Annotated in this window: 17 protein-coding genes and 1 riboswitch; of the genes, 11 read left to right on the top strand and 6 right to left on the bottom strand. The window is 72.0% G+C overall.

Features of this window, described 5'->3' with window-relative positions:
* Positions 1-13 precede the first annotated feature (13 nt).
* The gene (locus tag ASF58_RS20515; protein ID WP_055956949.1) at positions 14-859 is read right to left on the bottom strand and encodes an alpha/beta hydrolase; all 846 of its coding nucleotides are present in this window, start codon (positions 857-859) and stop codon (positions 14-16) included.
* A gap of 397 nt (positions 860-1,256) precedes the next feature.
* On the opposite strand from ASF58_RS20515, the gene ASF58_RS20505 reads away from it, so the two are divergent.
* Both ASF58_RS20505 and ASF58_RS20500 read left to right on the top strand, forming a co-directional pair.
* Positions 1,257-2,024 carry a site-2 protease family protein gene (locus tag ASF58_RS20505; RefSeq protein ID WP_244477422.1) on the top strand — a complete coding sequence of 256 codons (768 nt, stop codon included), beginning with the start codon at positions 1,257-1,259 and terminating at the stop codon, positions 2,022-2,024.
* Positions 2,025-2,554: 530 nt separating this feature from the next.
* The gene (locus ASF58_RS20500) at positions 2,555-2,809 is read left to right on the top strand and encodes a hypothetical protein (RefSeq protein WP_055956943.1); all 255 of its coding nucleotides are present in this window, start codon (positions 2,555-2,557) and stop codon (positions 2,807-2,809) included.
* 117 nt (positions 2,810-2,926) lie between these two features.
* On the opposite strand, the gene ASF58_RS20495 is transcribed toward ASF58_RS20500, so the two are convergent.
* Positions 2,927-3,676, bottom strand: coding sequence for a BA14K family protein (locus ASF58_RS20495; RefSeq protein ID WP_055956941.1), 750 nt, complete (start codon positions 3,674-3,676; stop codon positions 2,927-2,929).
* Positions 3,677-3,825: 149 nt separating this feature from the next.
* Positions 3,826-3,934: riboswitch (TPP riboswitch) on the top strand.
* 81 nt (positions 3,935-4,015) lie between these two features.
* On the opposite strand from ASF58_RS20495, the gene thiC reads away from it, so the two are divergent.
* Positions 4,016-5,908, top strand: a complete 1,893-nt coding sequence (gene thiC, locus ASF58_RS20490) for a phosphomethylpyrimidine synthase ThiC (protein WP_055956939.1) — start codon at positions 4,016-4,018, stop codon at positions 5,906-5,908.
* Positions 5,909-6,070: 162 nt separating this feature from the next.
* Here the strand turns inward: thiC and ASF58_RS20485 are convergent, their stop codons facing one another.
* Positions 6,071-7,726 (bottom strand): DNA polymerase Y family protein, encoded by a 1,656-nt coding sequence (locus tag ASF58_RS20485; protein ID WP_055956937.1) that lies wholly within the window; start codon positions 7,724-7,726, stop codon positions 6,071-6,073.
* Positions 7,623-8,468 carry an ImuA protein gene (locus ASF58_RS20480; protein ID WP_244477421.1) on the bottom strand — a complete coding sequence of 282 codons (846 nt, stop codon included), beginning with the start codon at positions 8,466-8,468 and terminating at the stop codon, positions 7,623-7,625. The genes ASF58_RS20485 and ASF58_RS20480 overlap by 104 nt, the downstream gene beginning before the upstream one ends.
* Before the next feature lie 231 nt (positions 8,469-8,699).
* Here ASF58_RS20480 and ASF58_RS20475 point away from each other — a divergent pair, with 231 nt between their 5' ends.
* The 3 genes from ASF58_RS20475 (at position 8,700) to ASF58_RS20465 (ending at position 11,259) form a co-directional block, all read left to right on the top strand.
* On the top strand, positions 8,700-9,626 hold the full coding sequence (locus ASF58_RS20475; RefSeq protein WP_055956935.1) for a collagen-like protein: 927 nt from the start codon (positions 8,700-8,702) through the stop codon (positions 9,624-9,626).
* Between the two features lie 155 nt (positions 9,627-9,781).
* On the top strand, positions 9,782-10,507 hold the full coding sequence (locus ASF58_RS20470) for a TerB family tellurite resistance protein (RefSeq protein WP_055956932.1): 726 nt from the start codon (positions 9,782-9,784) through the stop codon (positions 10,505-10,507).
* Positions 10,504-11,259 (top strand): N-acetylmuramoyl-L-alanine amidase, encoded by a 756-nt coding sequence (locus ASF58_RS20465; RefSeq protein WP_055956930.1) that lies wholly within the window; start codon positions 10,504-10,506, stop codon positions 11,257-11,259. Before ASF58_RS20470 ends, ASF58_RS20465 begins: the two co-directional genes overlap by 4 nt.
* Before the next feature lie 94 nt (positions 11,260-11,353).
* Here ASF58_RS20465 and ASF58_RS20460 read toward each other — a convergent pair whose 3' ends face one another.
* Entirely contained in the window at positions 11,354-12,484 is a 1,131-nt protein-coding gene (locus ASF58_RS20460; protein WP_200930232.1) for a TerC family protein, read from the bottom strand.
* A 188-nt stretch (positions 12,485-12,672) separates the two neighbouring features.
* On the opposite strand from ASF58_RS20460, the gene ASF58_RS20455 reads away from it, so the two are divergent.
* Positions 12,673-13,920: a TIGR03862 family flavoprotein gene (locus ASF58_RS20455; RefSeq protein ID WP_082513209.1), complete on the top strand. Its 1,248-nt coding sequence runs from the start codon at positions 12,673-12,675 to the stop codon at positions 13,918-13,920.
* A gap of 88 nt (positions 13,921-14,008) precedes the next feature.
* Here ASF58_RS20455 and ASF58_RS20450 read toward each other — a convergent pair whose 3' ends face one another.
* The gene (locus ASF58_RS20450; protein ID WP_055956926.1) at positions 14,009-14,278 is read right to left on the bottom strand and encodes a hypothetical protein; all 270 of its coding nucleotides are present in this window, start codon (positions 14,276-14,278) and stop codon (positions 14,009-14,011) included.
* A gap of 205 nt (positions 14,279-14,483) precedes the next feature.
* On the opposite strand from ASF58_RS20450, the gene ASF58_RS20445 reads away from it, so the two are divergent.
* The 4 genes from ASF58_RS20445 (at position 14,484) to ASF58_RS26265 (ending at position 17,289) form a co-directional block, all read left to right on the top strand.
* A complete protein-coding gene (locus tag ASF58_RS20445; protein ID WP_055956924.1) occupies positions 14,484-15,131 on the top strand; it encodes an urease accessory protein UreE in 648 nt (215 codons plus the stop codon).
* Between the two features lie 51 nt (positions 15,132-15,182).
* Positions 15,183-16,211, top strand: coding sequence for a tRNA dihydrouridine(20/20a) synthase DusA (gene dusA, locus ASF58_RS20440; RefSeq protein WP_082513208.1), 1,029 nt, complete (start codon positions 15,183-15,185; stop codon positions 16,209-16,211).
* Positions 16,212-16,430: 219 nt separating this feature from the next.
* A complete protein-coding gene (locus ASF58_RS20435) occupies positions 16,431-16,925 on the top strand; it encodes a hypothetical protein (RefSeq protein ID WP_055956922.1) in 495 nt (164 codons plus the stop codon).
* Complete coding sequence (locus tag ASF58_RS26265; RefSeq protein ID WP_156375821.1) at positions 16,909-17,289, top strand: hypothetical protein; 381 nt, start codon at positions 16,909-16,911, stop codon at positions 17,287-17,289. The genes ASF58_RS20435 and ASF58_RS26265 overlap by 17 nt, the downstream gene beginning before the upstream one ends.
* The last annotated feature ends 52 nt before the right edge of the window (positions 17,290-17,341 follow it).

Raw genomic sequence — 17,341 nt, 5'->3', positions numbered from 1 at the left:
TCGGATGCGTGCGTCAGTGGTCTGCTGCCGGAACAAGCGTCCGGCAGGCGGGGTCGTTCGGTTGGAACAGGGCCGCGGCCTCGCGGTCCCGGGTCCCGAGAATGGAGACGTGGTCGCCGGGGATGACCATCAGGCGCGCCCGCGGACCGGCCTGCGCCGCCAGCCGCTCGGCATGGGCGAGAGGCACCACCGGGTCGTCCCGGCCGTGCACGATGACGAGGGGACCGCCCTCGGCGGCGATGCGCGCGTCGGACCGGAAGGTATCCCGAAGGAGCAGGCCGGTCGGCAGGAAGGGGAAGCGCCCGGCGACGATGGCGGAGAGGGAGTCGAAGGGCGCCTCGAGATACAGGCCGAGATGCGGCCGGGTCTCGGCCAGGGCCACCGCCACCGCAGCCCCCAGCGAGTGGCCGTGCAGCAGCACCGGAGTTCCGGGGACCCGCGCCTGGATCCACGCATAGGCCGCCTGTCCGTCGGCGATCAGCCCCGCCTCGCTCGGACTCCCGGTCGAGCCGGGATAGCCGCGATAGGCGATGGCGAGGACGCCCCAGCCCGCCTTGCGCCAGGGCCCGCCGGCAAAGCGCGCCGCAGCGGGCTCCGGCCGCGAGCCGTTGCCGTGGAAGCTGAGCACCACGGGACAGCCCGGCTCCGGCGCCCGCCAGAACCCGAGCAGGCACTCGCCGTCGGCCGTGGGCAGGCTGATGGCTTCCGTGCCCGTCGGCGCCGGCCGGGCGGGGGCGGGCGCCTGGCTGCGGAAGGCGCCGGGATAGATCAGGTGCCGCTGGAAGACGGTCAGCAGCGTCATGGCCAGGACGGCGAGGCCGAGGAAGGCGGTGGCCACGAGGGAGGCGAGAAGACGCATGCGCTCGATGAAGGTGAGGCCGCGACCGAGCGACGACCCGGAACAGTCGCGGCGGGGCGCCGAACCGCGCCGGACCCTGGGGAGGAAGGGGACACTGGGGCGTCCCCGAGAGGTAGGGCTGGACTTTGGCGTGTCACCAGCGATGTTGCGTCGCGTGAATGCTCCTGCGCCCGTTCTTCCCCGAAGCTTCCTCTTGCTCGCAAGCCTCCTCTAAGAGCCTCCTCTTGCCCAAGAGCCTCCTCTTGCCCAAGAGCCTCCTCTTGCCCAAGAGCCTCCTCTTGCCCAAGAGCCTCCTCTTGCCCAAGAGCCGCCCCCTGAGGACCCGTCACCGGTCCGCCGCGCCCGCACCAGTCCGGCGCGCCGCGGCATGAGGGACGCGTCCGGTCGCGCGGAGGTCATGGGCGCTCCTCGCATCAGCGCGAACGCGCTCCTCGTCGGGCTGATCTTCTGCGGGGTCGGCTTCGGCATCGGTGCCGGTGCGCTCGCGGGCTCGGGTGCGGCCTTCGTCTTCCTGATGTCCGGCTGGGTGCTGGGCCTCTGCCTGCACGAGTATGGCCATGCCCGGGCCGGGCTGCTCTGGGGCCTGCCCCGGACCGGCGCGCTCACCCTCGATCCCCTGCGGGCACCCAACCCCGTGGCGACCATGCTGTTGCCGGCGCTGTTCACCATCATGGGTGGCGTCGGATTTCCGGGCGGCGTGGGAATGCCAGGCAGCCTCGGTCGTCCGCCGGAATCCGGGCTGAGCCGGGGACGGCAATCGGCGGTGGCCGCCGCCGGCCCGGCGATGAGCGTCCTCTTCCTCGTCGTGCTCGCGCTGCTTTACGCCCTGGCCAGCCCGGGCGCGGAGACGCTGCGTGCGGTGCTCGCCGTGTCGGTGCTGTTCCAAGGCACCGCCCTGGTGCTCGGGCTGATGCCGATCCCGGGGCTCGACGGCTACGACATCGTCCGACCCTGGCTCTCCGGCCCGCCGGCTTCGCCGCCAACCGCGCCCTGGACCTTCGCGGACCAGATGGCCCGGCATTCGGGGCTGGTGCTGCTGGGCCTCTTCCTGATCTCGGCGGCCTTCACCCGGCCGCTGTTCCGCGCGAGCCTGCTGGTGACGACGGTATGCGGCATCGATCTCGCAGACGTGATCGCGGGGTTTCGGTTGGTGCGCCTGTGGTGATCCCACCGATCAGAGGGGGCACGACGCACGGGAGATTTGACGGCGTGGCGGCGGATGGGTCGCGGCGGTGTGTCCGTCAACGCGCTGAGCCGGACGGTTGCGGCGCGTGCGGAGGTGCCGCGTGGTTCGTCTCGCGTGCGAGGCGGCGCCCCGGCTCGTCGCGATCGTCGAGGCGGGCGCGGGTCATGCGGGACGATGCGCCGGGGCAGGGAACGCCATCGGCCTACCGCGTGCAGCTGCTGGACCAGGCCGGCCGCGTCCTTCGCACCGAGTCCCCTTGCGGGCTGTCGCCAGGCGGAGGTCCCGGAGCGGGCGCGGGCCTTCCTGGATGGCCGCTCGGTCGAACTCTGGGACGGGGCGCGCCTGATCCAGCGGCGCGAGGCCCCTCACAACCTGTCGGCCCGAGCGGAGGCGGCCGGTCCCGGCCAGACCGCGGCGTTCGCGCCGCGTAGGAAGCGGGCTTTCGTGCTAGGTGCGCTCGGCCTCCGGATCCGACGCGATCCGGCGCGGCCCGGTGGAGAGACCCTGCGATGGCCCTCAAGACGACGTTCCTGGTGCAGACCTTCGTGCTCAAGCGCAAGCGGCTCTCGCCGGGCGACCGCGAGGTGGCGGTGACGGAGAGCGGGGCCTTGAAGAAGGCCGAGGCGATGGCCGCCCGCTTCCCCGGCACGGCGGCGATCAAGGTCGTAGCCGATGACGAGACGGGCGAACTGGAGAGCGCGTCCATCCTCGGCAGCTTCGGAGAGGTGCCGGACGATTTCGCCGAGAGCCTGCAGGGCTCCTGAGGCCGGATCGCCCTCGGCGCCCACGAATCTGGGGCCCGAAACGCGAAAAGGACCCGAAACGCGAAAGGGCCCCGCCTCGCGGCGGAGCCCTTCGATCCTGCTGCGACGCGTCAACCGTTACGGGCAGGCGTGACGCTGACCGTCATTGCCGAGATAGGTCCCGGTGCGGCGGTCATAGGACCGGAAGCGCTGGACACAGTAGGCGACGTCCTCGCCGCTGGTCGCGACCTCCGGGACGGCCTCGTAGCCCGTCGCGGCATAGCCGCCACCGTAGGGCGCGGAGCCGCCGTAATAGGCCGGCGCATAGCCGCCGGCATAGTAATCGTCGCCGTAGTAACCTCCATAGGCGCTGCCGAGGCCGTAGCCGATCCCGGCGCCGGCGAGACCCAGGCCGAGCCCGAGCCCAACACCACCGTAGCCGCGGCGGTAGCCGTAGCCGCGCCCGGCATAGGCGCCGCCCCGGTTGTATCCACCGCGGTTGAAGCCGCCGCGATCACCCCGGAAGCCGTTGCCAGCCGCGAGGCCCGCTCCGGCGCCGACGGCACCCGCGCCGACGCCGATGGTCCCACCGCGGTTGAACCCGCCCCGGTTGAAGCCACCCTGCGCGAGGCCGCCGCGGAAGCCGCCGCCGCCGCCGAAGTTGCCCCCGACATTGCCGCCGCGGAACCCGCCGCCCTGCGCGAGACCACCGCGGAAGCCGCCACCACCGAAGTTGCCGCCGCGGAATCCGCCGCCGCCGCCAAGTCCACCGCCGTGGAATCCGCCGCCACCGCCACGGAAGCCACCGCCCGGACGTGCGTCCGCGGATGCGGGAATCATCGAGAGGGCCCCGACCAGGGCGGCCGATGCCAGGAGTATGCGCTTCATGGGAGAGCCTGTCGTTCGCATGTCGATCCCGAGGACCGAACTTCTGGTAACCGAACGCGGGGCCTGACGATAAAGTTCGGTTTGCACCCTATTCCGCCGCACTTCATCGGGCCGGCGATTGACAAAACCGCCGCAGACCTCGAATCTAGAAGCATTCCGAGGGGGGCTCCGAGTGCGGGGGCTGAGATTGGGCGCGTCGCCCTGACCCTTGAACCTGATCCGGTTCGTACCGGCGGAGGGACGGGAATTCGTAGCAGCGGCGCGCAAGATCCAGGCGTCGTCCCATCCAACACCGCTCGACGCGAGTCCGGATCGTCTCCCACGCCAGGAGCGAAACCGATGAATGCACCCGTTCTCCCGAAGGATCTTCCGCAGGGTCAGCCCCAGGCGGTGACCACCGGCCCGATCATGGGCTCGCGCAAGGTCTACGCTCCCGTGGCCGGGCACGACGACATCCGGGTGCCGTTCCGCGAGATCACGCTCAGCGATCCGAAGGAGGCCCCGGTGCGGGTCTACGATCCGTCGGGCCCCTACACCGAGACGGATGCCAAGATCGACCTGCATGCCGGCCTGCCGCTGGTGCGCGAGCCCTGGATCGCCCGGCGCGGCTACGCCACCGTGACCCCGCGCGTGGTCAAGCCCGAGGACAACGGGTTCGTGCCCGAGGACAAGCTCGTGGCCCCCTGTCCGGCCACCCGCGAGATCCGCAAGGCCGGCCCGAGCCAGATGGTGACGCAGTACGAGTTCGCCCGCGCCGGGATCATCACCGAGGAGATGATCTACGTCGCCAACCGCGAGAACCTCGCCCGCCAGACCATGCTGGAGGGCGCGCAGGCGGCGCTGGCCGACGGCAACAGCTTCGGCGCCGCCCTGCCGGCCTTCATCACGCCGGAATTCGTCCGGGACGAGGTGGCCCGCGGCCGCGCCATCATCCCGGCCAACATCAACCACCCCGAGGTGGAGCCGATGGCGATCGGCCGCAACTTCCTGGTGAAGATCAACGCCAACATCGGCAATTCCGCCGTGACGTCGTCGGCCGCCGAGGAGGTCGAGAAACTGGTCTGGGCGACCCGCTGGGGCGCCGACACGGTGATGGACCTCTCGACGGGCCGTAACATCCACAACATCCGCTCGTGGATCGTGCGCAACTCGCCCGTTCCGATCGGCACGGTGCCGATCTACCAGGCGCTGGAGAAGGTCGGCGGCGACCCGCTGAAGCTCGACTGGGAGGTCTTCAAGGACACCCTGATCGAGCAGGCGGAGCAGGGCATCGACTACTTCACCATCCATGCGGGCGTGCGCCTCGCCCACGTGCCGCTCACCGCGCGCCGGGTCACCGGCATCGTCTCCCGCGGCGGCTCGATCATGGCGCGCTGGTGCCTCGCCGGTCACCGCGAGTCGTTCCTCTACGAGCGCTTCGACGAGATCTGCGACATCATGCGGGCCTACGACGTGTCGTTCTCCCTGGGCGACGGCCTGCGCCCCGGCTCCATCGCGGATGCCAACGACGCGGCGCAGTTCGCCGAACTGGAGACCCTGGGCGAGCTCACCAAGATCGCCTGGGACAAGGGCTGCCAGACCATGATCGAGGGCCCCGGTCACGTGCCGATGCACAAGATCAAGGTGAACATGGAAAAGCAGCTCGTGGAGTGCGGCGAGGCGCCGTTCTACACCCTCGGCCCGCTGACCACCGACATCGCCCCCGGCTACGACCACATCACCTCCGGCATCGGCGCCGCGATGATCGGCTGGTTCGGCTGCGCCATGCTCTGCTACGTCACCCCGAAGGAGCATCTCGGCCTGCCCAACCGCGACGACGTCAAGGAAGGCGTGATCACCTACAAGATCGCGGCCCATGCCGCCGATCTCGCCAAGGGCCACCCGGCGGCGCAGCTGCGTGACGATGCCCTGTCGCGGGCCCGGTTCGACTTCCGCTGGGAGGATCAGTTCAACCTCTCCCTCGACCCGGATACGGCCCGCGCCTACCACGACGAGACCCTGCCGAAGGACGCCCACAAGGTCGCGCATTTCTGCTCGATGTGCGGCCCGAAGTTCTGCTCGATGAAGATCACGCAGGACCTGCGCGCCGAGGTGCTGGCGATGGAGGCGGCCGGCCAAGTGCTGGGCGAGGCCGCGCCCCTGAGCGCGGCCGAGCGCGAGGCCGGCATGGCGGCGAAATCCGCCGAGTTCCAGGCCGAGGGTGGCAAGCTCTACGTCGACGCGGCCGAGTAGGGGACCGTGTCCCGGGCCGGTCTCAGCCGACCGGCCCGGGACAGGTGGCGCGTCGAAGAACCGCTCGCGGCGTGTCGAAGAACCGCCCGCGGCGCGCGGATTTCCAGAGTCGTGTCCGCGTGAAGCTTCCGACGCCTCTCCCGGGGGCCTCTCCCGCTCACATCACGCGAACAGCCCGTGCACGAACCAGCGCGCGGGCGTCTCCATCGTGGGGAAGCCCTCGCGATAGACCCAAAGGCGGCGCCCGGCCTCGTCCTCGACCACGTAGTAGTCCCTGAGCGGACCCGGCGCGCGCCACCACTCGTCGGCGATGCGCTCGGGCCCGTCCGCATGGGCGACGCGGTGCAGGCGCCGGCGCCAGCGGAAGCGGTGCGGAGGCCCGTCGGGGGCGAGGGCGATGACGTCCTCGGCGGCCTCGCCCCGGCTGAGCAGCACCAGCGGCCGGGGCTGCAGGCGCGGCCGGGACGCCGGATCGGACCGGCCGGCCGGCGTGGGGCGATCCGCCCGCCAGGGCTCCACGAGGTCGGCCCGCTCGGGCAGGTGGCTTGCGCGGAAGCCGAGCCGCATCATCCGCCGGCCGAGGCGCTGGCGCAGGGCATCGCCCAGATGCTCGGCGCCTCCGCCCTCGGCGGGCGTCTCCACCAGCGTGCCCTGACGCGCCGCGATCGTGCCCGTGGCGGTGACGGCGAGGCCCACGGTCTCGAAGCCGAAGCCGGCATCGAGGGCCGGGCCGAGGCGATCGAGGCGCAGGGTCAGCAGGCGTGCGAGCTGGACCGGGCAACGGCTCGGCAGGCTCATCCCGAGGTCGAGGGTGCGCACCACCCCGTCGACGCGGGTCAGGGACAACCGCAGCGCCCGGGCGCCGAGGCCGGCCGCCTCCAGCCGGGGCGCCAGCCGCTCCATCAGGCCCGTGGCCGTGGCGACGATGGTCTCCGGCTGTCCGATCGGTTCGAGGAAGCCGCGCAGGGCCTCGAAGTCGCGCGGGTCCTCCGCCGAGACGAGGGGCTCGGGCCGGCGGCCGAGGGCCTGGTCGAGGCGCAGCAGCAGGGTCTCGCCGAAGCGCCGGGCCAGGGGCGCCCGGGGCGCGGCGGCGAGGTCGCCGATCCGGCGCAGGCCGAGGCGGGCCAGGGCCTGCGCCGTGCCCGGATCGAGGCGCAGGGCGGAAACCGGGAGGGCCTGCAGGGCCTCCCCGTTGCATCCGGGCGCCACGAGGCCACCCCCGCCGTGGCGCGCCAGGGCGAAGGCGCAGGCGGGCGTGTCCGCGAGGGCGATCCGGGCCGGAATCGCGCCCGCGCACAGGCGTCGTGCGAGGTCCGCCAGCAACTGCGCCTCGCCTCCGAAGAGGTGGCTCGCCCCCGCGATGTCGAGGAAGAAGCCGTCGGCGCCCTCTGCCGGACCGTAGGGCGCCACGACGGGGGTGTAGCGCTTGGCCCAGAGGCAGAGCCGATGCAGGGCGGCCTCATCCGCCTCCGGGTCGGCGGGATGGACGGCCACGGGCGTGCCGATCCGGGCCGGGGCCCGGGCGAGGGTCTCGCCGGGCTCGAGGCCGAGGGCGCGGGCGGCGGCGTCCACCGCGACCAGGCGCAGGCCGTTGGCCTCCATCGCGGCCACCACCAGGGGGCCGTCCCCGTGAGCGCCGTCGTCCTGGGTGCCGTCTTGCTGGGCGCGGTCTTGCTGGGCGCGGTCTTGCTGGGTGCCGTCTTCCCGGCCGCCGTCAGCCCGAGCGCTGGACGCGCCGGTCGGACAGGGCCGCGCCCGGGCCCGCCTCAACCGTGTGACCGGCCAATGCTCCAGCCAGACCGAAACGATGCGCGGCATGATCCCACTCCAGAAGCCAATGTCCGGTCCGCCCGTTGCGGCTTCGGTCGAGGGTCACCTGCCAGCACGGCCGCTCGATGCAGCCGAAGCGGTCGCGCAGGGCCTTGCCGGCGGCGATCCGCCAGCGGGTCGCGGCCACGTTGGGGCTCTCCGCCTCGGGAGGCCGCAGGACGAGGAGGAGCAGGTCGGTTCGCCTGGCCGCGAGGTGGAGCCGCCGGCTCTGGGCCAGGGGCAGGGCGGCGTCGACGAGGCCCGCCACGGCGGCCAGCCCCTGCGCGCGTAGGGATTCCTCCAGGGCCCGGTAGGCGTCGCCGTCGCTGGCGACCTCGAACAGCAGGAGCCGCCCCGGGTCGAGGCCGAGGCCGGCGAGCCCGTGGCCGTAGGGGAGGGGGTGGCCCTGGCCCACCACCAGCAGGGCCTCGCCCCGCACGCGGGCGAGGTGGCGCGCCACCAGCGCCAGGGCGAAGCCGAGGGCCGCCGGCTCGTCGCCCGCCTGGTCGGGGGCGATCTCGTGCAGCTGCCCGAGGGCGAGCCCACCCTGCGCGAGGCGCGAATCGACGTCGTGGATGCCGAAGGGCAGGGCACCTCGGAGGACCGAGCCCCCTCCGTGCCCGGCCACGAGGTCGCGCAATGCGGCCAGATCCACGGGCTCCGCGTCCCGGGACGGAGATCCCACGTCCGGGTGGTCCGTCGACGCCATCGCGGTCTCCAGATCGGGAAGGTCTTCAGGGCTCTGTCTCATCGGCTCCGCTCCATCCCTCTACGCTAAGAACAAAACAGGAACAGACTCAATCGGTTTCCGGGGGGATTCGGAATTTCGTCGCCGCTCAAGGACTTGGCCTGTGGAAGGCTGTGGATGCTTGTGGATGGCGTCCCGCGGGCCGGCATTTGCGCCACGCTTGACCCTGTGGCGAGGGCAGGGCAGCACTCCTCACCTGCCGCGCATAAGACGCGGATCAGCCGGGAGAACTCCATGCGTCTCGCTCGTGCCCTCGTGGTCCTGTCGGGCCTGATCACCGTCGCGGGAGGGCTCCCCGCCGCCGCGCAGACGGCGGCCCAACCCAGGGGCGAAGAGCCCCGGGCCGCGTCCAAGGTGCGCCGGCCCCAGGTCGCGTCGCAGCCGATCCAGGTCTACGATGCCCGCTTCGAGAACGGTGACCTCCGCATCTCCGGCAGCGTGCGCAAGCCCGGCACGGTGGTGGTGCTCGACGAGGACATCTCGATCATCGCCGACAGCCGGGGCCGCTTCGTCTTCCGGCTGCCCTACGTGCCCACCAACTGCATCGCCACCCTGAAGGCGGGCGAGGACGAGCGCGAGGCGGTCATCGCCAATTGCGGACCTGCCGGCCAGCCCGGCCCGAAGGGCGAGACGGGGCAGAAGGGAGACGCGGGAGACAGGGGCGAAACCGGCCCCGCCGGCCCGCAGGGCGTCGCCGGCCTGCCCGGTCCCCAGGGACCGAAGGGCGAGCCGGGTCCCCGGGGCGAGACCGGTCCGAAGGGCGAGACCGGACCCAAGGGGGAAGCCGGACCCAAGGGCGAGGCAGGTCCCAAGGGCGAGGCGGGTCTCAAGGGCGAGACGGGTCCGAAGGGAGATGCCGGACCGAAGGGGGAGACGGGCGCGAAGGGGCCGGCCGGCGAGCGCGGCCCGGCGGGTCAGAAGGGCGAGGCCGGTCAGGCCGCCCTGGCCGCCGCCGCACCCGCATCGCCGTTCCGGGTGGTGCGCCAGGACACCTGCCCGGCCTCCGGCTGCAGCATCACCTGCGAGAGCACCGAGATCCTGGCCTCGGCCCTCTGCCTGAAGGGGGGCAGCGCCATCGTGACGGCGGGGGGCGACGGAAGCTTGAGTGCGACCTGCCCCACCGAGAGCCAGGGGCTCGTCGGCTTCTGCGCCCGGCGCTGAGGCGCCGGACAACCCGGGCGATCGCCCCTCGCCGAAACGGAGGCGTCCGGTGTAAGGACGCGCTTCGTTTCGCGCCGAAGTCGATCCCACGTGTCGCTACCGTCCATGCTTCCTGACCCTTCCAGCCCCGTTCCCTGCACCCGCGGGGTTGCCCGATGAGCGTGGGCATCTGGGGCAAGCTCGGCGGGGCCGGCCTCGGCCTCGCCATCGGCGGCCCCCTCGGCGGCCTCATCGGCGGGGTGGCGGGGCACTTCCTGGTCGACCGCGAGGGCGCCCTGTTCGGCACCACGCCGCGCGACGTGGTCTTCACCACCGGTCTCGTGGCCCTGGCCGCCAAGATGGCCAAATCCGACGGCGTGGTGACGCCGGCCGAGGTCGAAGCCTTCGCCAAGGTGGTGCAGGTGGACGAGCGCGCCCGGCCCGGCGTGCAGCGCCTGTTCGACCTTGCCAAGGGTACGGCGAACGGCTTCGAGGCCTATGCCCGGCAATTGGCCACCACCTTCCACGACGAGCCGGCCCTGCTGGAGGACGTGCTCGACGGCCTGTTCCACATCGCCAAGGCGGACGGCGCCATCCACGAGGCGGAGGAGCGCTACCTGCGCGCCGTGGCGGAGACCTTCGGCTACGACGAGGCCGCGTTCCGCCGCATCGCCGCCCGCCACGTCCGGCTCTCCGACGATCCCTATCTCGTGCTCGGCCTCGACCACGCTGTCGACGATGCCGGGCTGAAGGCGGCCCACCGCGCCCTGGTGCGGGAGAACCATCCCGACCGGGCCATCGCGCGCGGCCTGCCACCGGAGGCCGTGGCCATCGCCACCCGCCGGCTCGCGGCCATCAACGCCGCCTATGACCGGATCAGCACCGAGCGGGGCCTCACGTGAAACCGACGCCCGAAAGTCCCGTCGCCACCAGCGTCCACCCGTCGCCGAACCACGGCGAGCGCCGGTCCGGTCCGGTCGACCTCCTCATCCTGCACTACACCGGGATGGAGAGCGCGGCCGCCGCCCTGCAACGCCTCGCCAACCCCGTGGCGGAGGTCTCGGCCCATTACGTGGTGCTGGAGGATGGCCGCGTGGTGCAGATGGTGCCCGAGGGGCGCCGGGCCTGGCATGCGGGCCAGGGCTCCTGGGCCGGGATTAGCGACGTGAACTCGCGCTCCCTCGGCATCGAGATCGTCAATGGCGGCCATGCCGGCGGCCTGCCGGCCTATCCGCCGGCACAGATCGAGGCCGTGATCGCCCTGTGCGGCGATCTCGCGAAGCGCTGGAGCCTCGCCCCGCACAGGATCCTCGCCCATTCGGACATCGCCCCCGAGCGCAAGGAGGATCCGGGCGAGCACTTCCCCTGGGAGACCCTCGCCCGCGCCGGCATCGGCCACTGGGTGCCGTCGGCCCCGATCCGCGACGGCCGCTTCTTCGCGCAGGGCGATGCCGGACCGCCGATCGAGGCCCTGCAGGCGATGTTCGCCCTCTACGGCTACGACCTGCCGGTGAGCGCCAGCTTCGATGCCCGCATGGGCGCGGTGGTGACGGCGTTCCAGCGCCACTTCCGCCCGGCCCGCGTCGACGGCGTCGCCGACGCCTCGACGATCACCACCCTGCGGGACCTGATCGCGGCCCTGCCGGGGCGGTAGCGCGCGAGGGTGCGGTAGCGTGCAACGGAGTGGCTCCCTCCCTCACAGAGGGGGAGGGAGGCGCCCGTGCAACCCTCCGAACACCGGCTGCCGGTTACACCCGGGGCTGCACCGCCTGGGCGCCATGCCCATGGGCGCCATGCCCATGCGCGCCATGCCCATGCGCGCCATGCCCATGGGCGCCATGCCCATGCGCGCCATGCCCATGCGCGCCATGCCCATGCGCGTCATGCCCGTGCACGTCTGCCGTGACCGTGCCGCGGGTGCGCCACAGGCTGTAGGCGATGCCCGCCACCAGGAACACGACGGTGACTGCGAGGGAGACCCACGGCGGCACGTGGACGAGGCCGAAGGTGTCGGCGACCACGATCTTTCCGCCGATGAAGATCAGGATGAAGGCCAGCGCCGTCTTGAGATAGGCGAAGCGGTCCACCATCGCCGCCAGGGCGAAGTAGAGCGCCCGCAAGCCGAGGATCGCGAAGATGTTCGAGGTGTAGACCACGAAGGTATCGGTGGTGATGGCGAAGATCGCCGGCACGCTGTCGACGGCGAAGATCACGTCGGCACCGTTCACCAGGATGAGCGCCAGGGCCAGGGGCGTCAGCCAGAGGGCGGTCTTCCCGGTCTTCGGGTCGGCTTTTCGCACCATGAAGCGCTGCCCGTGCAACTCGGGCGTGATGCGCAGGATCCGCTGCAGGAACCGGACGGCCCGGTTCTCGCGGATATCGCCCGGCTCCTCCTCCTTCGAGACCAGCATCTTGAGGCCGGCGAAGATCAGGAAGGCGGCGAAGATCGACAGAACCCAGGCGGCCTGGTGCACGAGGGCCGCGCCGAGACCGATCATCAGGCCGCGCAGCAGGACGGCCGCGAGGATGCCCCAGACCAGGACCCGGTGCTGGGCGGCGCGGGGAATGCCCAGGGCCGTGAGAATGACGGCGATCACGAAGACGTTGTCCATCGACAGCGACTTCTCGACCACGAGGCCGGCGACGTATTCCTGGCCCGCCTGGGGCCCGAGATACCACCAGACCCATCCGCCGAAGATCATGCCCAGGGTGAAGTAGAACAGCGTCAGAAGGAGGCTCTCCTTCACGCCGATCTCATGATTCTTGTCGCGGTGCAGAAGTCCGAGATCGAAGGCCAGCAACCCGGCCACGAGGGCGTGGAACCCGAGCCACATCCACACGGGCTTGCCGAGCCACTCGTAATACAGAAAATCAACCATGACGCAGGACCGTCGATGCTTCTTGAGGAGAGAAAGCATCGGCTCCGACATCACGGAACGCATCATGCAGCATCCCGCCAGAGGGGCCCGCAGCCGATGAGGCGCAGTTGGGGCTCTGAACCGGGCGAATCAAGGGCATCGCCCTGTCACGCTTGACAGGGCCGACCCCCGCCGGCTTCCCAGGACGCATGACTGACAGTGTACGCAACGGCCCGGACATGGACGGACCCGCCGTGATCGGTGGTGGCCCGGCCGGCCTCGCGGCGGCGGAGGTGCTGGCGCAGGCCGGCCACGCCGTGACCCTCTACGACCGGATGCCGAGCGTGGGGCGAAAGCTCCTCATCGCCGGACGCGGTGGGCTTAACCTCACGCATTCCGAACCGCTGCCGGCCTTCCTGGCGCGCTACCAGCCGGAGGAAAACGCCCTCGCCGGGGCCATCGCGGCGTTCTCGCCCGGCGACCTGCGCGCCTGGTGCGACGCCCTCGGCCAGCCGACCTTCGTCGGGTCGAGCGGCCGCGTCTTCCCGGAGGCCTTCAAGGCCTCGCCGCTCCTGCGAGCTTGGCTCCAGCGCCTCGAGGGGTTGGGCGTCCGCATCCGCACCCGCCACCGCTTCACCGGCTGGTCGGACGCGGGTGGCCCGGTCTTCGAGACCCCGGAGGGGCGGGTCGAGACCGCGCACCGCCCGGTGCTCCTGGCCCTGGGAGGCGCGAGTTGGCCGCGCCTCGGCTCCGACGGCGCCTGGGTGCCCGTGCTCGCGCGCGCGGGTGTCGCGGTGGCGCCGCTCAAGCCCGCCAATGTCGGGTTCACCGTCGCCTGGTCGCCGATCTTCGCCGAGCGCTTCGCCGGCACCCCGCTGAAGCGGATCGCCCTCAGCCTGGACGGCCTCCGCGTGCGCGGCGAGGCGGTGGTCAGCGCCGACGGCATCGAGGGCGGAGCGATCTACGCCCTGGCGCACCGGATCCGGGCCGCCACCGAGCGGGGTGAGGCCCGGCTGACCCTCGACCTGCGGCCCGATGTCGACGAGGCGGCCCTGGCGCGGGCGCTCAGCGATCCGAAGCCCGGCCTGTCCCTGGCCAACCGCCTGCGCAAGGCCGCGGCGCTGACGCCCGTGGGGATCGGTCTTCTGCGCGAGGCGGTGCATCCGCTGCCGGTCGCCGCCGCGGCCCTGGCGGCCCTGATCAAGGCGGTGCCGCTGCGCCTCCTCGCCCCGCGCGGCCTCGACCGGGCGATCTCGACCGCGGGCGGCGTCCGCTTCGGCGAGCTCGACGCCGGCTTCATGCTGACCCGGCGGCCCGGCACCTTCGTGGCGGGGGAGATGCTCGATTGGGAGGCCCCGACGGGGGGCTACCTGCTCCAGGGGGCCTTCGCCTCGGGCCGGGCGGCGGCGGCGGGCATGCTCGCCTGGATGGAGCGGGACCCGGTCCGGGGCGCGTGAGCCTTCGTCCCACGAAAAAGGCTCCCTCTCCGGAGAGAGGGAGCCCGATGGTCCGGCGCGGCCGTTCCGGGCCGCGCGGTGCCGGGTCTCAGCGGCAGTACACGTCGCCGTAGGCGTCGCGGTAGGTGCCGTAGGGACAGCGCGGAGCGGTGGAGGCGCCCACGATGGCACCGCCGGCGCCGCCGATGGCCGCACCCGCGAGCGCGCCGCCGGCGCGGCCCGTGGCGGCGCCACCGATGGCGGCACCCGCGAGCGCGCCGAGGCCGGCGCCGCCGAGGGCGCGGTCCTGCGGGGTGTTGCAGGCGCCGACCGAGAGGGCGAGGACACCCGCGAAGGTGGCGGCAATGAGCTTCTTCATGGTTCCGAGACTCCCTTGTGCGTCGTGACCCGGCCTTCGGCCGTGATGTTCGTGCCGCCCGAGCTTAAGCATTCCGCGCGAGAAATGCACGCCGAACGGCTAAGGTTCCGTCCCGCCTTTCCGTTTCGCCGAAAAACCCTCTAGTGATGCGCCGATCAGGGTCCATCCGGGCGGCGCCGGCCGCCCATTCCGCCGCGAGGAATCCATGCAGCGCGCCACCGCCATCGTCCGCAAGGTCGCCGTCCGCGCCGATGCGATCGTCGACACGATCGTTCTCGACCACGCCGCCCGTCAGGCCCCGCCGGAGAGCCTGACCGGGGAGGGCGGGCTGACCCTGTCCCTCGCACTCGCCAAGGCCGCGTCCCTGGAAGACGGCGATGCCCTGCGCTTGGAGGACGGGCGCCTCGTGGCGATCCGCGCCGCCGGGGAGCCGCTGCTCGAGGTCCGGGCCGAGAACCCGGCCCGGCTGCTGCGCCTGGCCTGGCAGCTCGGCGGCAGCCACGTGCCGGCCGAGATCGCCGCCGACGTGCTCTACGTGCCCCGCAGCGCCGCCGAACTCGTCCGCGGCCAGGGCTGCGCCGCCACCCCGGTGACCCGGGCCTTCAAGCCGGAGCGCGCGGCCCACGACCACAGCCAGTGCGGTCACGACCACCATGATCACGGGCATCACGCACACGACCACCACGATCACGGGCATCACGCGCACGACCACGCGGGCCACGATCATACGGGCGACGATCACGGCCATTCCCATGCGGGGCATGACCATGGGCATTCCCACGGGCACGACCAGGCTCACGACCACGGCGCGCACGGCCACGTGCACGGGCCGGACTGCAAGCACGAGCACTGAGCCGACCCGCCCCGCGTTGAAGCCGGCGGCGCGGACGGTTATGTCCGCCGGATGATCGCCCGCGACCTCCGCTTCTCCGTCGCCCCGATGATGGACTGGACCGACCGTTACTGTCGGGCCTTCCATCGGACCCTGTCGCGGCACGCCCGGCTCTACACCGAGATGGTCACCACCGGGGCCGTCATCCACGGGCCGCGCGACCGTCTGCTCGGCTTCGACGCGCTCGAGCATCCGGTGGCGGTGCAGCTCGGCGGCTCGAACCCGGCCGACCTTGCCGAGGCCGCGCGCATCGCCGAGGGATACGGCTACGACGAGGTCAACCTCAATGTCGGCTGCCCCTCCGACCGCGTGCAGGACGGACGCTTCGGCGCCTGCCTGATGCGCGAGCCCGCCGTGGTGGCCGCCTGCGTCGCCGCCATGAAGGCGGCGGTGTCGGTGCCGGTCACGGTGAAGTGCCGCATCGGCGTGGACGACCAGGACAGCGAGCAGGCCCTCGACGCCCTCGCGGACGCCGTGATCGCGGCCGGCGTCGACGGCCTCGTGGTGCATGCCCGTAAGGCCTGGCTCCAGGGGCTCTCGCCCAAGGAGAACCGCGACGTGCCCCCCCTCGACTATCCGCGGGTGGCGCGGCTGAAGCGGGCCCATCCCGACCTGCCCATCGCCATCAACGGCGGCATCGCCACCATCGCGGATACGGCCGCCCACCTGGCGGAGGTCGACGGGGTGATGATCGGCCGGGTGGCCTACAGCGATCCGGCGATCCTGCTCGACGTCGATCCGGTCCTGTTCGGCGAGCCCGCCCCGGCCGCCGATCCGTTCGCTGCGATCACGGCCTTCGAACCCGTCCTCGCCGGATTCCTGCAGGACGGCACCCGCCTGCACGCGGTGACGCGGCACATGCTCGGCCTTTTCAACGGCCGCCCGGGTGCCCGCGCCTACCGCCGGCACCTCTCGACCTTCGGCCTCCAGCCCGAAGCCGGCCTCGCGACCCTGCGGGAGGCGGTGGAGCTGGTCGGCCGCGCCCATCAGGCCGCCGATCCGGCCATTCCGGGCAGGGACAGGGCACAGGATGCCGCCTGAGCCCCGCTCGCCGGAGCCGCGATCAAGTTAGGAGCCTCCCTCAATATAAACGGCCGCCCGATCGTTCGGCGGCAGTCTATATCGGAGGTAGATCAGGGTTTTTGCTGATCGCGCACGGGGCTGGGCGCCTTATAGGGTGAGAGAGCCATGAGCACTTTGGAACTGTAGGGTTCGTTATTCAAACCGTCGGTCCGACGAACGGATTCGCGGGGGCGAACGATGCGGTTCCGTTGCGGTGTTTCCCGTGCAGCCATCATCCTGGCGGCGACGGGTCTGGCCGCCGCACAGGCACAGATCGCGACGATCACGCCGTCTGATGCCAACGTGCGGACCCTGCTCGCGCCGTTCCTGTCCCTGAATGCCAGTGCGATCGGCCGGGCGACATTGCCGGACAACCTCGCGCAAGCCATCGCCGTCAACGACCGTTCGACGCCGGACCAGCGCGCCCTAGCCATCAGCGGCCAAGTCCGGCCGGGCGCCGCCCCCTATCTCGGCGCGCTCACCCTGGTCGACGGATCCGTGGGGAAGCTCGGACCGGCCGACAACCTGGCCGGCGGCCTCCCGCTCCAGGCCATCCAAAGCAATCCGGGAAGGCCGGGCACGATCAACCCGATACCGCCGGTGGGCGGGTACGGCCCGGTGCCGGGTCCGCTCCATCAGCAGGGCATCCGCGCCAGCACGGACATGACGGGACCGCTTGCCCGGACCGTTTGATCTGCTGGACCGGGCCTACACGTTCACCAGCGCCGATCTGGGCGTCGCGAAGAACGACTTCGCCGACGGCGCGGCCACCCACCCGAACGTGACGCCGGCCGGCTACGTCGCGATTCCGGCGGTTGCGCCGGCCGGCCGGCTACACCTTGCCCCGCTTCAACGGGTTGCCCAACACGACCACGAGCGTCCTCGATATCGCCGCCGGCGTGACCAACCCGCAGGCCTGACAGGACGTCTCCGGATGTTCGCGCCTGGTTGCCGCCGGGCTTACGGCGACGTGGTGCCCAGGGCGCTCCCGAGCTTCGGCACGGGCCCACGCTTCCGGGTGGCCGGCACGCCGATCAGCCGGACCTATCGGTTCTGAACCGGTCCGACGCGCGAGGGATCCAGGACGCCGCCTTCCGGGCGGCGTCTCG

The organism is Methylobacterium sp. Leaf125 (genome assembly GCF_001423085.1).
In the GTDB taxonomy this organism is placed as follows: domain Bacteria; phylum Pseudomonadota; class Alphaproteobacteria; order Rhizobiales; family Beijerinckiaceae; genus Methylobacterium.
Note: the sequence above shows the minus strand (reverse complement) of the source record. Positions and strands in the feature narration are given on the sequence as shown.